14 protein-coding genes are annotated in these 13292 nt (G+C 68.8%); 8 read left to right on the top strand and 6 right to left on the bottom strand.

The genetic code is table 11. The annotated features are described in order from the left end of the window. The first annotated feature begins 63 nt into the window (after nucleotides 1-63). Nucleotides 64-1053, top strand: coding sequence for a DedA family protein/thiosulfate sulfurtransferase GlpE (locus ACVCMG_RS06670; protein WP_447115179.1), 990 nt, complete (start codon nucleotides 64-66; stop codon nucleotides 1051-1053). A 179-nt stretch (nucleotides 1054-1232) separates the two neighbouring features. Then, complete coding sequence (locus ACVCMG_RS06665) at nucleotides 1233-1883, top strand: BON domain-containing protein (RefSeq protein WP_395116656.1); 651 nt, start codon at nucleotides 1233-1235, stop codon at nucleotides 1881-1883. A gap of 91 nt (nucleotides 1884-1974) precedes the next feature. Here ACVCMG_RS06665 and ACVCMG_RS06660 read toward each other — a convergent pair whose 3' ends face one another. Beyond that, nucleotides 1975-2778, bottom strand: a complete 804-nt coding sequence (locus ACVCMG_RS06660; RefSeq protein ID WP_395116658.1) for a universal stress protein — start codon at nucleotides 2776-2778, stop codon at nucleotides 1975-1977. A gap of 201 nt (nucleotides 2779-2979) precedes the next feature. On the opposite strand from ACVCMG_RS06660, the gene ACVCMG_RS06655 reads away from it, so the two are divergent. The 4 genes from ACVCMG_RS06655 to ssb all read left to right on the top strand — a co-directional run bounded on the left by ACVCMG_RS06655 (nucleotide 2980) and on the right by ssb (nucleotide 6875). Next, nucleotides 2980-4863 carry a DUF4118 domain-containing protein gene (locus ACVCMG_RS06655; RefSeq protein ID WP_447115178.1) on the top strand — a complete coding sequence of 628 codons (1884 nt, stop codon included), beginning with the start codon at nucleotides 2980-2982 and terminating at the stop codon, nucleotides 4861-4863. Then, nucleotides 4782-5495, top strand: coding sequence for a sensor histidine kinase (locus ACVCMG_RS06650; protein ID WP_447115177.1), 714 nt, complete (start codon nucleotides 4782-4784; stop codon nucleotides 5493-5495). Before ACVCMG_RS06655 ends, ACVCMG_RS06650 begins: the two co-directional genes overlap by 82 nt. Before the next feature lie 10 nt (nucleotides 5496-5505). Then, nucleotides 5506-6198 (top strand): response regulator, encoded by a 693-nt coding sequence (locus tag ACVCMG_RS06645; protein WP_447115176.1) that lies wholly within the window; start codon nucleotides 5506-5508, stop codon nucleotides 6196-6198. 167 nt (nucleotides 6199-6365) lie between these two features. Continuing rightward, a complete protein-coding gene (gene ssb / locus ACVCMG_RS06640) occupies nucleotides 6366-6875 on the top strand; it encodes a single-stranded DNA-binding protein (protein ID WP_447100862.1) in 510 nt (169 codons plus the stop codon). 57 nt (nucleotides 6876-6932) lie between these two features. On the opposite strand, the gene ACVCMG_RS06635 is transcribed toward ssb, so the two are convergent. From ACVCMG_RS06635 to ACVCMG_RS06615, 5 genes are all read right to left on the bottom strand, one after another. Then, nucleotides 6933-8237, bottom strand: a complete 1305-nt coding sequence (locus tag ACVCMG_RS06635) for a S8 family serine peptidase (protein ID WP_447115175.1) — start codon at nucleotides 8235-8237, stop codon at nucleotides 6933-6935. Further along, nucleotides 8234-8869: a zf-HC2 domain-containing protein gene (locus ACVCMG_RS06630; RefSeq protein WP_395116687.1), complete on the bottom strand. Its 636-nt coding sequence runs from the start codon at nucleotides 8867-8869 to the stop codon at nucleotides 8234-8236. The genes ACVCMG_RS06635 and ACVCMG_RS06630 overlap by 4 nt, the downstream gene beginning before the upstream one ends. Next, entirely contained in the window at nucleotides 8866-9450 is a 585-nt protein-coding gene (locus ACVCMG_RS06625; RefSeq protein ID WP_395116689.1) for an RNA polymerase sigma factor, read from the bottom strand. Before ACVCMG_RS06625 ends, ACVCMG_RS06630 begins: the two co-directional genes overlap by 4 nt. 76 nt (nucleotides 9451-9526) lie before the next feature. Continuing rightward, nucleotides 9527-10303: a hypothetical protein gene (locus ACVCMG_RS06620; protein ID WP_447105673.1), complete on the bottom strand. Its 777-nt coding sequence runs from the start codon at nucleotides 10301-10303 to the stop codon at nucleotides 9527-9529. Between the two features lie 316 nt (nucleotides 10304-10619). Next, nucleotides 10620-11978 carry a cytochrome C gene (locus tag ACVCMG_RS06615; RefSeq protein WP_447115174.1) on the bottom strand — a complete coding sequence of 453 codons (1359 nt, stop codon included), beginning with the start codon at nucleotides 11976-11978 and terminating at the stop codon, nucleotides 10620-10622. A 226-nt stretch (nucleotides 11979-12204) separates the two neighbouring features. On the opposite strand from ACVCMG_RS06615, the gene ACVCMG_RS06610 reads away from it, so the two are divergent. Both ACVCMG_RS06610 and ACVCMG_RS06605 read left to right on the top strand, forming a co-directional pair. Further along, the gene (locus ACVCMG_RS06610) at nucleotides 12205-12642 is read left to right on the top strand and encodes a sugar 3,4-ketoisomerase (protein WP_395116695.1); all 438 of its coding nucleotides are present in this window, start codon (nucleotides 12205-12207) and stop codon (nucleotides 12640-12642) included. After that, nucleotides 12627-13292 carry an acetyltransferase gene (locus ACVCMG_RS06605; protein WP_395116697.1) on the top strand — a complete coding sequence of 222 codons (666 nt, stop codon included), beginning with the start codon at nucleotides 12627-12629 and terminating at the stop codon, nucleotides 13290-13292. The genes ACVCMG_RS06610 and ACVCMG_RS06605 overlap by 16 nt, the downstream gene beginning before the upstream one ends.

The raw sequence follows: 13292 nt of genomic DNA, 5'->3' as shown, positions 1-13292 counted from the left end.
ATTGGCCGATCGGCGGACCAATGATGGAGTCTCGGCGGCTTCGCTGCATCGAGTACTGCTCCGATGGCTCACGAAATCATCGCGCTGATGGCGCAGTACGGCGTGCTGCTGGTGTTCCTCAACGTGCTGGTGACCCAGTTGGGCGCGCCGCTGCCGGCCGTGCCCACGCTGGTGGTGGCCGGTTCGCTGGCGGCCGCCGGCGGGCCGCTGGCGCTGGCCGGCACGATGGCCGCGGTGGTGGCGGGCTGTCTGCTCGGCGATTCGTTCTGGTACGTCGCCGGCCGGCGCTACGGTGCCGGGGTGATGCGCCTGCTGTGCCGCATCTCGCTGTCGCCGGACTCCTGCGTGCAACGCTCGGAACTGCGTTTCCAGCGCTGGCGCGGGCAGGTGTTGCTGGTCGCCAAGTTCGTGCCGGGGCTGTCGACCGTGGGGTCGTCGCTGGTGGGCGCGATGAGGCTGCGCTGGCCTCTGTTCATGCTGTTCGACGGGCTGGGGTCGCTGCTGTGGGCCGCGCTGTGGACCGGGCTGGGCTACACCTTTGCCGCGAGCGTCGACCGCGTGCTGTCCGCTGTCGCCAGCGCCGGCACGCTGGCGATCCAGCTGCTGCTGGCGCTGCTGGTCCTGTACGTGCTGGCGCGCTGGTGGCAACGGCGCCGGCTGCTGCACACATTGCGGATGGCGCGCATCACGGTCGACGAGTTGCACCAGGCGATGCGTACCGAGCGCGCCCCGGTGGTGGTCGACGTGCGGCCCGAGGCCTCGCGCCAGCTCGACACCCGCGTCGTGCCCGGCGCGCTGCTGGTCGATGCGCAGGGCATCGATCGCACCGTCCACGACATCCCGCTCGATCGCGAGCTGGTGCTCTACTGCAACTGCCCGAACGAGGTATCCGCCGCGCGCGCGGCAAAGGTACTGATCGCCCAGGGTTACCGCCGGGTGCGGCCGCTGCTCGGCGGACTGGAGGCATGGGACGCCGCCGGCTACGGCGTCGAACGGCTGCCGGGCGCCGGTGATCCGGGCGACCCGCAGGTGGCGGGCACGACGCTGGCCTGAGGCGTCGCCCGCTGCGCACGGCGGCCCGGGGATGACCGGACCTTTTGGCATCCGGAGCTTGGCCGACCGGACCCTTGTTGATGGCGATGGCCCCACGTGCGAAAGACTTGATCCTGCTCAAGTGGCACTCGCCCCGTGGTGGCTCAATGGCATTCCCGCCACAGACAACGAGGTGTGCCATGAACGACCTGAGCCTGAGGGACAGCGTGCTTGAAGAACTGGACTTCGAGCCGAGCGTCGATGCGTCGAACATTGCGGTCATGGCCAAGGACGGCGTAGTGACGTTGACCGGGCATGTTTCGAGCTACACCCAGAAGATCGCCGCCGAACGCGCGGCCTGGCGCGTCAACGGAGTCAAGGCGATCGCCCAGAACATCCATGTCGAACTTCCGGGCGACAAGAAACTCAGCGACGACGACATCGCCAAGCGTGCCCTCGACATCCTGGCCTGGGATGACTTGACGCTTTCCGACCGCATCCACATCAAGGTCTCCGCTGGCTGGGTGACCCTGAGCGGCGAGGTGCCCTGGAATTACCAGCGGCAAGCGGCCGAGGCTGACGTGCGCAAGCTTTCCGGCGTGACGGGTGTCTCCAACAACATCATGGTTGTTCCGCGCGTGCAGGCGGGCGACGTGCGCAAGAACATCGTCGACGCGCTCAAGCGACATGCGGAAGTGGAGGCCGGGCGGATCAAGGTGGACGTCAATGCCGACGGTGCCGTGGCCATCGAGGGCCGCGTGGACGACTGGGAGGAACGCCAGGCCGTCGAACGGGCGGCCTGGTCGGCGCCTGGCGTGCGCACGGTGGAGAACCGGGTCCGCATCGTCTAGGCTTCGACCCCACAGGCTTCGACCCCATAAGCTTCGACCCCATAAGCTTCGACCCCAAGGGGGGGGGCGCGTCGGCGCCCCCTTTTCTTGCTCAGTTCTTCAGGAATACCGGCAGATGGGCCTGGGTCAGCACGATGCTCGTGGACGTGCCCAGGCTTCGTTGTCCCAGCCGCCGGCATCCGCGCGCGCCCATCACGATCAGGTCCGCCCGGGTAGCGTTGGCATAAGCGAGCAACTGTTCGCCGGCCATCTCGTCGGTGCCGTCGATGGTTTCCACGGTACCCACGCGCACGCCGCGCGCGCACAGGTGCGAGAGCGCGTCGGTGTGCTGCGCCTGCGTCGACCCCGCGGCGGGTTGCGACAAGGACACCACCTGCGCCGATTGCAGCAAGGGCAGCGCGGCGTGCAGTGCGCGGCTGGATGTGGGGGAGCCGTCCCAGGCCACCATGACATGTACCGGGAGGCCCTGGGCGACGTTGGCGTGCGGCACCACGATGCAAGGGGTGCCGGAGAGCAGGACGTCGCAGATCACGCGTTCCTGCGGGTCGCCGGACGAGGCATTGCCCTGCAACACGATCAGGTCGTGCCAGTTGCCGGCCATGGCCAGGGCATCGGATGCCGGTCCCAAGGCAACTTGCCAGCGGGCGTCCGCCACCCCCCACCGTGCCGCCCATGCCGCGAAGTCGCGGCCGGCCAGCACCGCCTGCTGCAGTTCGTCGTGCACGTAGGCGGCCATTTCCGCGGCCAGCCGCGGAGGGGCGGGAATGGGCGTGCCGGGCGGCGTGACAAACAGGCCCGTCAGCGATGCCTGGATCGCAGCCGCCAGCTGCGCGGCATAGCGAACGTTGCCGTGCCAGGAAAAATAATCTGGGCTGTGGGCCAGGATGTCACGCACGGGAGCGCCCTTCTGTCAAACCGGATTCGTACGGGTGCAGCGTGCCGCACCCCGTGGGCGCGGTTTTGACCTGGATCACTCCGGCGCAGGGACGGGCGCACTCGCCGTCCAGTTGACCTGCATCACATGCCGTGTTTGCCGATCGCCTAGTGTCTTGGCGACGCGGCCCCACCGGGGTAGCGCCACGCCCTGGGGGCAGCCATGTACGACATCCTCGTCAACACCATCGACTTCGAGAGCTGGTCACGCGGCGCACAGTACGGCACGCGCCTGGCGGCGCTGATGCAGGCTTCGGTCACCGGTGCGTACGTCTATCCGTCGCCGCTCTACGCGTCGCCCAGTTTCGGCTCGCCGGAACTCGTCGAGGCGGTGCTGGAGACCGCCCGCGCTCTCGAGGCCAGCGCGCTGGCCGCCGAGCTCCCCTTCGTCAGCTGGGCCAATCGCATGGGCATCAAGCATGCTGCCTGGGTGGTGGGGCAGGGCAACCTGGTCGATGCGATGGCGCGGATCGCGTGCTGGCACGACCTGCTCGTGCGGGAGCACCACCCGGACCGCACCTGGGCGACGCCCTCGGATCTGGCTTCGGTGATCATGGCGGTGGGGCTGCCGTGCATCGTGGTGCCGCCGCGCGAACTGATCGGCAGGCTGAAACAGGGCAAGGTCTACGTGCCCGAAACCGCGGCGGCGGCGTTGGACGCGTTCTTCTCGCCGACCAACCTGGCAGCCCTGCGCGAGCTGGCGCTGGAAACCATCGCCAGCCATGTCGAGAACGACTTGCGCGAGTCGATGCTGGCGCGCGGCAGCGCAATGCCGGTGCGTCGCCGTGTGCTGGCGGCGATCGACGGGCAGGCGCAAAGCGAGTACCTGGTGCGGGTGGCGCGGCGCATCGCCGAGCGGCGCGGCGCCCGATGGGCCGCGGCCTTCGTGGATACCGGCAGCGTCGACCCCGCGCGTGCCGAGCGCGTGGAGGCGGCGATGCGGCTGGCGCGGCGACTGGGCGGCGAGGCGGTGCTGCTGCGTGGCCACAACGTAGCCGACGAGTTGCTGGCGCTGGCCGACCGCGACGGCGTGGGCCAGCTCATTCTCGGCCGTACCCGCGAACGATGGGTGGCACGCATTTTCGGCCGTTCCTTGACCCAGCAGCTGTTGCGTCGTGGCGCGCACCTGGAGCTGGCGATCATCGCCACTCCGGCCGAGCGTAGCCGCGCGCGCCGTGGCGTGCGCCTGCGCCGTACGCCGCAGGCGCGCGGCGAATACCTGTTCGCGGCGCTGGCCACGCTTTCGGCGCTGGGTCTGGCGGCGCTGGCCCGGCACTACCTGTCGGTGGCCAACCTGTCGCTGATCTTCCTCACCGCCGTGCTGGTGGTGGCGGCGCGCACGCGCATGGCGGTGGCGGTGTTCGCCGCCACGCTCTGTTTCCTCGGCTACAACTTCTTCTTCGCGCCGCCGCTGTATACGCTGGCAATCGCCAATGCCGACGACGTGCTGGCTGTGTGCCTGTTCTTCCTGGTGGCGCTGGTATGCAGCCGGCTGGCCACGCGGCTTGCCAGTCAGGTGGTCTCGCTGCGCGCGGCGCAGGCGCGCGGCCGGGTGCTGCTGGATCTGGGCCAGCGGCTGGCCACCAGCACCGATGCGGACGGCATCCGCGATGCCGGCGCGCGAGCGCTGGCGCGCGCGTTGGAGGTGCAGGCCGCGATCCTGGCACGCGACCCGGCGGGACAGTTGCAGGTCGCCGCCACAGCGCCGCAGCCGTTCGGGCTTTCCGTGCAGGACCTGGCCGCTGCGGACTGGTGCGAACGGCACGCCGAGTCGGCGGGGCGCTACACCGGCACGCTCAACGGCGCGGCTTGCTGGCTGCTGCCGCTGGGCGCGGAGGATCACCCACTGGGGGTGGCTGCGCTGCGCTTCGGCCGGATCGCCGCAGCCTGGCGCTGGCGATGGCCCAGGACATCGGCCAGGCGCTGGAGCGTGCGCGGCTGTCCGATGAGCTGGAAGGCGCACGCGTGCAAGGCGAGACTGAGCGGTTGCGCAGCGCGCTGCTGTCGTCCGTCTCGCACGACCTGCGTTCGCCGCTGGCCTCGATGATCGGCGCGGCAGGCACCCTGTCCAGCTATGGCGACAAGCTGCCGCCGGCCGAGCGCCGCGACCTGCTGCAGGCGATCCTCGGCGAGGGCCAGCGGCTCGATCGCTACATCCAGAACCTGCTCGACATGACCCGCCTCGGCCACGGCACGCTCAAGCTCAAGCGCGACTGGAACGACAGCGCCGAGATCGTCGCGGCCGCCGTGACCCGGTTGCGCAAGCTGTTCCCCGAGTTGCGCGTGGAGACGCACCTGCCGGCTGAGACAGTGCTGCTGCATGTGCATCCGGCGCTGATCGAGCAGGCGTTGTTCAACGTCCTGGAAAATGCTGCGCGCTTCTCGCCGCCGGGCAAAGCGGTGCGCGTGGACGTGCGCAGCAGCGGCGATCGCCTGCTGATCGATGTCGCCGACCGCGGCCCGGGTATCCCGGAAGACGAGAGGGCGCGCATCTTCGACATGTTCTACTCAGTGTCGCGCGGCGACTGCGCGCCGCAGGGCAGCGGGATGGGCCTGGCCATCTGCCGCGGCATGATCGGCGCCCATGGCGGCAGCGTGGAGGCCTTGCCCGGTGACGGCATCGGCACCACCATCCGCATCAGTCTGCCCCTGCCGCCACCCCCTGCTGGTGACGAATGACGTCCTTCGCATGACTTCAGCTGCTCCACGCATCCTGGTGGTCGACGACGAGGCACAGATCCGCCGCTTCCTCGACATCGGCCTGCGCGCCGAAGGCTACGACGTGCTGCTGGCGGCCACGGGTGCCGAAGGATTGGCGCTGTTCGCGACGCAATCGCCGGATCTGGTCGTCCTGGACATCGGCTTGCCCGATATGGATGGCCACGCCGTGCTGGTGGAGTTGCGCCGCTGGAGCCAGCTTCCGGTGCTGATGTTGTCCGTGCGCGACGCCGAGCGCGAGAAAGTGCGCGCGCTCGACCAGGGCGCCAACGACTACGTGACCAAGCCGTTCGGCATCCAGGAGCTGATGGCGCGCTTGCGCGCCCTGCTGCGCAACCGGCCCGGCGATCCGGGCATGCCGCCGTGCTACGACGACGGCCGCCTCGGCATCGACCTGGCCCGCCGCGAAGTGAGCCTGGATGGCGTGCCGCTGGCACTGACGCGCAAGGAGTACGCCGTGCTCCAACTGCTGCTGCGCCATGTCGGGCGGGTGGTGACCCAGCAGCAACTGCTGCGTGAGCTCTGGGGACCGACCCATGTGCAGGACACCCACTACCTGCGAATTGTGCTCGGCAAGCTGCGGCAGAAGCTGGGCGACGACCCGGCCGCGCCGCGCTGGCTCAGGACCGAGCCGGGCGTGGGCTACCGTTTCCTGGCGGACTGAGCTGCCCGGCGCTTGGCGCCTACGCGGACAGCGGACGGAGCCGACTCGCCGTTAAGCTATTTCGCGGTCTGCGCTCGGCCCTTCCCGCAGTTATGATAGCCAGCCAGGTTCACCACTCCGGCTGCAACCCATCGCAGACTTGCCGCCGGCTCAACGAGGACACTCCTATGGCACGTGGCGTCAACAAAGTCATCCTGATCGGCAACCTGGGCTCGGACCCCGAGGTACGCAGCACCGGCAGCGGCACTACCGTATGCAGCTTCAGCCTGGCCACCTCCGAGTCGTGGACCGACAAGCAGAGCGGCGAGAAGCAGGAACGCACCGAGTGGCACCGCATCAAGATCTTCGGCCGCCTCGGCGAGATCGCCGGCGAGTACCTGAAAAAGGGCCGCCAAGTCTATATTGAAGGCTCCATCCGCACCGACAAGTTCACCGGCAAGGATGGCGTGGAAAAGTATTTCACCGACATCATCGCCAACGAGATGCAGATGCTCGGCAGCAATGAGGGCGGCGGCGGTGGCGGCGGCTACCAGCGCGAACGTCCGCAGGGCGGCCAGCGCCAGGGCGGCGGCAACTACGGCGGCCAGTCCCGCGGCAACGACGATCGCGGCTCCTCGCGCCCGTCCTCGCCGGCCCCGGCCGACAACGGCTTCACGGACGACGAGATTCCGTTCTAGCGAACGCCCGCCGAGGCGGTTGCCCCCGACAGCCCGCCCTCCGGCGGGCTGTTCTCGTCAGGGCCCGCCTTTTTCCTCGCTGCGCAGGCGCGCGACGGCCGACGCGGCATTCACCTGCAGCGTGCCGTCGGAAACCCGGCTGCTCTGCAGCAGCAGGTCATGCACCGAACGCGCGTCCAGTCCGGGCGCCATCGACAGCAGCAAGGCGGCGATGCCGCTCACGTGCGCGGCGGCCATGGACGACCCGGAGGTGAAGTCGTAGCCGCCGTCCGGCTGGGTGGTGAGGATGTCGTTGCCCGGGGCGCTCAGCACGCCGGGTGGCGCCCGCGACGCATTGCTGGTGCGCACGACGATGACGCCCGGCGCGCTGTCGGGAAAGCCGCCGACGTTTCCGTCCGGCGGCATCGCCGCGATCACGATGCGGCCCTGCTCCAGCAGCCGTGCAAGCAGTTCATTGAGCAGCGGGTCGGCCGGGCCACCCAGGCTCAGGTTGATGATGCGCGTATCGGTGTCGATGATCGCGGCCAGTGCCTTGGCCAGGGTGAAGGTGTTGCAGCGTGCGCCGGCGTGGGACGCCGGCGGATACCAGCACGCCTTGTAGACGCTGAGGAAGGCCTTGGGTGCGATCCCCACGATGCCCTGCCGGTTGTTGGCGTCGGCGGCGATGATGCCGGCCACTTCGGTACCGTGGTTGTCGCGGTCGAACGCCGTGCGGTTCGCGTCGACCAGGTTGCGCGTGTCGCGGATGCGTCCGTGCAGGTCGGGATGCGCCAGGTCGGCACCCGTGTCGACGATCGCGACCTCGACCCCGGCGCCCTGGCTGAGGTTGTGCGCGAGCGCGGCATCGGTTTCGACAAAGCCGCGCTGCAGGCCGGCATAGGGATCGTTGTAGCGCGGCGCATCCCGCGGCGGCGGGTTGGCGTAGACGGAATAGTCCTGCAGCGGCTCGACAAGCCGCACCCGGGCGTCGGCGGCCAGGGCCTTGAGCAGGGCGTCGCGCGGCATGCCGGCCGGCGGCGTCAGCACGATGCAGTACAGGTCCAGCGCCTTGACCGGCCAGCCGGCCACCTCCTGCCATCCGTAGCTTTTCTTCAGCGCGGCGAGTGTCGACGCCGCCCGCTGGCCGATGCCGTAATTTCCCGACGAGACATAACCGAGCACACTGGAACCGGCATGCGTGGCGGGGGGCACCAGCGGGTTGGCGACGGCCAGCACGATATCGCGCCGGCTGTCCATGGAAGACACGCCGGCGACGGCTGGGCGCCCGGCGCGAACCGGGTCGTCGCCGGCTGGCGCGGGCCGCAAGTGTGCGCAGGCACTCAGCGCCATCGCGGCGGCGAGGGCGAGGATGCCGACCTTCATGGCGTGCTGGTGACGGGCTCGGCCAGGCGGATGCCGTGGGCGGCGCGCAGTTGCTGCAGCACGTGTTGCTCGGTCGAGGTGGAGTCCTGCGGCACGACCGTGTAGGCACCGACGTCGTTGGGGCCACCCACCACTTGCAAGCCGATGGCGTGCAGCAGTGCGTCCCAGTCGGCCAGTTTCATGCTGGCGTCGGGCACGACGCGGATCGAACCCGTGGGGGCGGGTTGGGCCGTTTCGCTGAGGGTGCGATAGCGTGGGAGGCTGCCTTCCGACCACAGCTTCATGCCCAGCACGCCGATGCCGAGCGCCTGGACCAGCACCGCGGCGACCAGGGCGCGAGTCAGCCAGCCGGCCGTCCGCGAACGGCCGGGGGCTTCCTGCGGCGCCGGCGCATCGAGGCGGCCCAGCAAGTGTTTCAGCCCCACGTTGGCGTCGAGAGGCACATCGGAGGGCAGCGACATCGCCAGCTGCAGCCGGCTCTGCCGCGCAAACTCGGCGCGACACTCCTCGCAGTGCACGAGGTGGCTCATCAGCGCCTGGCCCTGCTCGCGCGGGGCACTGCCCTGCAGCACCCAGGGCATGGCTTCCCAGGCCTGGGCGCAGTCCCGATCGGGATTCGTCTGGAATGTCATGGCACGTTCTCCTCGCGCATCGGCGAGTCTCCAGCCAGAGAGGGAAGGACGTTGCGCAGCTTCACGCGCGCATGGAACAGCCGCGCCTTCACCGTGCCGACCGGACATTGCATGATCGCGGCAACGTCATCCAGCGAGTGTCCCACGCCGTAGACCAGCTCGATCACCACTCGCTGATCCACCGAGAGGTGGACGAGGCCCTTGCCCAGCCAGTCGCGCAATTCGCGGTCCTCATCCGGGTTGTGGGCCGGAACGCGGCTTTCCGGCACGGCATCCTCGGCGACGGGTTCGTCGCCATGCTGGCGCAGTGCCTTCAACCCGCAGCGGTAGGCGATGCCCATGATCCAGGTCGAAACGCGCGAATCGCCGTGGAAGTTGCCTGCTTTCTGCCAGGCGATCCAGAAGCAGTCGTTGATGACCTCTTCGATGATGTCGGGACGCCGGGTCAGGCGGGACAGGAAGCGGCACAACCTGCCGTGGTAGCCGCGATACAGCACCGCCAGTGCGGCGCGGTCGCCCGTCGACATGCGCTGGAGCAGCATGCGGTCGGTGGCATCAGCGTCGGTATCAGCATCGTTCATGGCTTCGCCGGAGGTGGTCGGAACGCGGTCGGTCGGTGCATGCGTGCCGTTTCGGCCGCAAAAGGTTGCCGGTGCATCAGAACGATCGCGAGATCGTGGCCATCCAGGGCTGCGCTTTCACGTATCCGGTCGATTGCCACGATCCCAGGTCGGTCACGACACGATCGAGCTCCAGCCGCCATGGCCCGTTGACCCACATCAGGCCGATCTGGCCATAGCGGTAGAAGCCGTCGCGATCGTAGCTCCGGTAATGCCCATGACGGCGGTAGCGCGCCGGCGGGACGTGGGCGACACCGGCGCCCGCGGAGAGGAAGGCATGCTCCGTCAACGGCCAATGGAAATCGAGGTCGGCGGCAACACGCGTCCGCCGGTCGCCGGGGCCGATGAAGCGGCTGGCCGACAGGCCAAACGCCAGGGTGTCCCGGTACAGCCAGTGGACCCCGACTTCGCCGCGGTCATGGACGGACGAGCGGGTGCTCCCGGCGTAGCGGTAGTAGAGCAGACCGGCCTGCACCTGCCAGTCGGCGGAGAGCGACCAGTGGCGCGCTCCCTGGAGCAGGGTCTGGGCGATGCGCCCCGGCGAACGGGCTTCGGCACTCCCGGACAGGCCCACCGACCAGCCGGTCGACGAGGTCCACGAGGCGGCCGCCTGGACGACGGGCGTGGCCGGCGTGATCGCCAGCCCACGGTCGACCAGCTGCGAGCTGAGCGCGACCGTGCCGGTGGCCCCTGGCGCCGACTGGGCGTGCAGCAGCGCGGGATGGCAGGCGGCCACCGCCAGCGCAAGCCAGGCCAGCCCGGTGCGGGCGAGGTGCCCGCCGCGGCGGCCGAACCCGGTGCGGCATCGGTGCAACGCGATGCTTGCGTGTCGTGGGCAACCTGCGGCCATGGGATCTATCTGGTGTCCAGGTGCATCGCTGCCGTGCGGTGGACGTGCGCAGCGACGATGCGCAGCGTCGGAAAACCTGGCCGGGAGGCCATCGGGCCACATCGCTTCATTGTTCGACTGACCGGGCATGGCTGCCTTGCATGGCCTGCTCGCGCCACGAAAGGCGCGCGCCCGTTATAGCCGATCCGCACGGTGAAGAGAGGGCCCGTCGGCGGAGTCGGTCCTGAAGGCCCGCCCGCCCGGCAGCGCGGGCCCCGCGTGCCGGCGTCCGTGCACGTCTTCAGAATGCCGCGCTCGCGGAAATCGTGAACGCGCCCAGATCCGCCGCATCGGTCTTCGGTGCCCCGGGCGGCGCGCCGAAGACGTTCGTGCGGGCGCCGTTGAACCGGCTGAAACGGAACCAGGTGGCGTAGATCCTGAAGTTGGCCAGCGAGCTGAAGGACTCCTTGCCGAATGGCACCCAGAACACGCTGACCAGATTGCTGGTGCTGTCGGGGCTGCCGTAGGGCACATAGCGGGCGGGGTCGCGCGAGCCGGTGCTCACCATGTGGGACACGGCGATGCCGTAGCTTTGCCTGAAGGTGTAGATGGCGGTTGCGATCTGGTCGCGGGCGGAGCCCTGCGGCAAGGCGAGCAGACCCGGCACGACGGGACTGGGCGGCGTACTGCCGTAATCGCGCTTCTCGAAGATGTTGACGTAGCTGAGCTGCAGGATGTTCTGCCGGTTGCCCAGGTACTGGTAGCTCAGGTCGTAACCCAGGTCGGTCACGTCGTCGGCCAGTCCTTGCCGCGGCCGCTGGCGTCTGGTCGACAGGCCCACTACGCCGGCCGAGACGAACTGGGTCTTGAACTCCTTCATGTAGGCGAAGCGGAAGTATCCCGTGTCGCTCAACTTGCCCGGATCGCCGCCGGTCGAATAGCCCAGGCGATCCTGCACCGAGGGCTGCATCGAGTTGTACGTGCCGACCTCGCCGTACCAGTTCGAGTCGAACAGTGCGTAGACCGTGGCGCCGATGACGCGGTTGGCCGGTGCCGCGGGGCTGGAAAGGTTGAGCAAGGTGCCGGTGACGCCCGGCGGGCCCAGGTTCGATGCTGCAGGAAGGACGGCCAGCGGGTCGTTGAAGCCGGGACTGTTGTTGACGCTCACGCCGAGGGTCAGGTCCTTGCCGATGAACTTGAGCGTCCTGGCGACGAAGCGCAGGTCGAGGTTGCGCAGCCGGGTGTTGTATTTGCCGTCGCCGACGTTGTCGGCCTCGATCTTGACGAAGCCGCCCACGTGGTCGGTGAGTCGTCCGGCCAGGTAGAGGTCCGCCTCGCTCAGCCGGGTCTGGCTGTCGCCGCGCAGCGGGTTGGTGTGCGCCAGCGTGACCTGCGCGGCCAGCGGCAGGGCGCCGCTGATGTTCGCCTCGGTATAGCCACCGAGCTTGAAGCGCATGCCGGCCGGCGTCAGCGCCGGTCCGTTGTCGCCGCCGCCGTACGCACTGGAGTGGCAGACCGCGCAGACGTAACCGGTCTGGCGCGCAAACGCGGGAACGGCCTGGGCAGCGCCGCTGGCGAGCAACAGCAGCAGCGCGAGGCCATACCACGGGTATCGGGTTCCGGATCGGCGAATCGCGGGTCGGTGCGGGAAAGGCAGCATGGGGTTTCCTTCGTCTTGAACGGATGCGGCAGCCGCTGAGCGGCCGTGAGCCCGTCGGCGATGCCGCCCGGCCGTGCCGGTGCGTCGCCGCAAGATGCGGGTAAGTGCCGCACGGGCCGCGAAAGGTTGTGCCGGCCCTTCGCGCGCTTCGACGCAACCTTCGGCCGGCCAGGCGGCACTCAGCCATGTAAGTCGCCATCCCATGATTTGCAGCCGGATCCGACCCATGGAAATCCAACGCGTCCCCTTGCTCAAGCATGGCGACCACCGCGGCATGCTCGTCGCGCTGGAACAGGGCGGCAACGTGCCTTTCGCGATCCGGCGCGTGTACTACATCTTCGCCACGAAGGACGGCGTGCACCGCGGTCGGCACGCGCACCGTCACCTCACCCAGCTGGCGGTGGCGGTGCGCGGTTCGGTGACCTTCCTGCTGGATGACGGCAGCGGCGCGGTCGAGGTCGTGCTCGATGATCCTGCCCAGGGCCTGCTGCTCGGCAACATGGTGTGGCGCGAGCTCTACGATTTCAGCGACGACTGCGTGCTGATGGTGCTGGCCGATCACCTGTTCGATCCGGACGATTACATCACCGACTACGCCGACTTCATGCGTGAGGTCAGCGGCACCATGCAACTGGCGGACATGACAGCATGCCAAGGCCGCTAGTCCTGGTCGGCGCCGGCGAGTTCGCGCAGATCGCCTGCGAGTACTTCGAACACGACAGCGACCACGACGTGGTGGCCTTCAGTGTCGAGCGCGACTACCTGGTGCAGCCGACGCTGGCGGGGCGTCCGGTGGTCGCCTTCGAAACACTCGAAGCGGATTACCCGCCGGCCGATGTGGACGTGTTCGTCGCCGTCCCGTCCAGCCAGCTCAACCGCTTGCGCACGCGCCTTTACCGGGAGGCGAAGCGTCGCGGGTACCGGCTTGCCACCTATGTCAGCACGCGTGCCTTCGTGTGGCGCAATGCCGAGGTGGGCGAGAACAGCTTCATCTTCGAGGGCAACGTGATCCAGCCGTTCGTGCGTGTCGGCAGCAATTGCATCCTGTGGAGCGGCAACCACGTAGGGCATCGCACGGTGGTGCGCGACAACGTGTTCATCGCCTCGCACGCGGTCATTTCCGGTTACTGCGAAATCGGCGAGAGCAGCTTCGTCGGGGTGAACACCACCTTCAACGACCACGTCAAGGTGGCACCTGACAACGTGATCGGCGCCGGCGCGCTGGTGACGCGCGATACCGAGCCGGGCCGGATCTACGTCGGCTCGCCTGCGCGCGCCGTGCCGGACAAGTCCAGCTTCGACGTGAAGCTCTGA

The organism is Rhodanobacter sp. UC4451_H18 (assembly GCF_052978225.1).
Note: the sequence above shows the minus strand (reverse complement) of the source record. Positions and strands in the feature narration are given on the sequence as shown.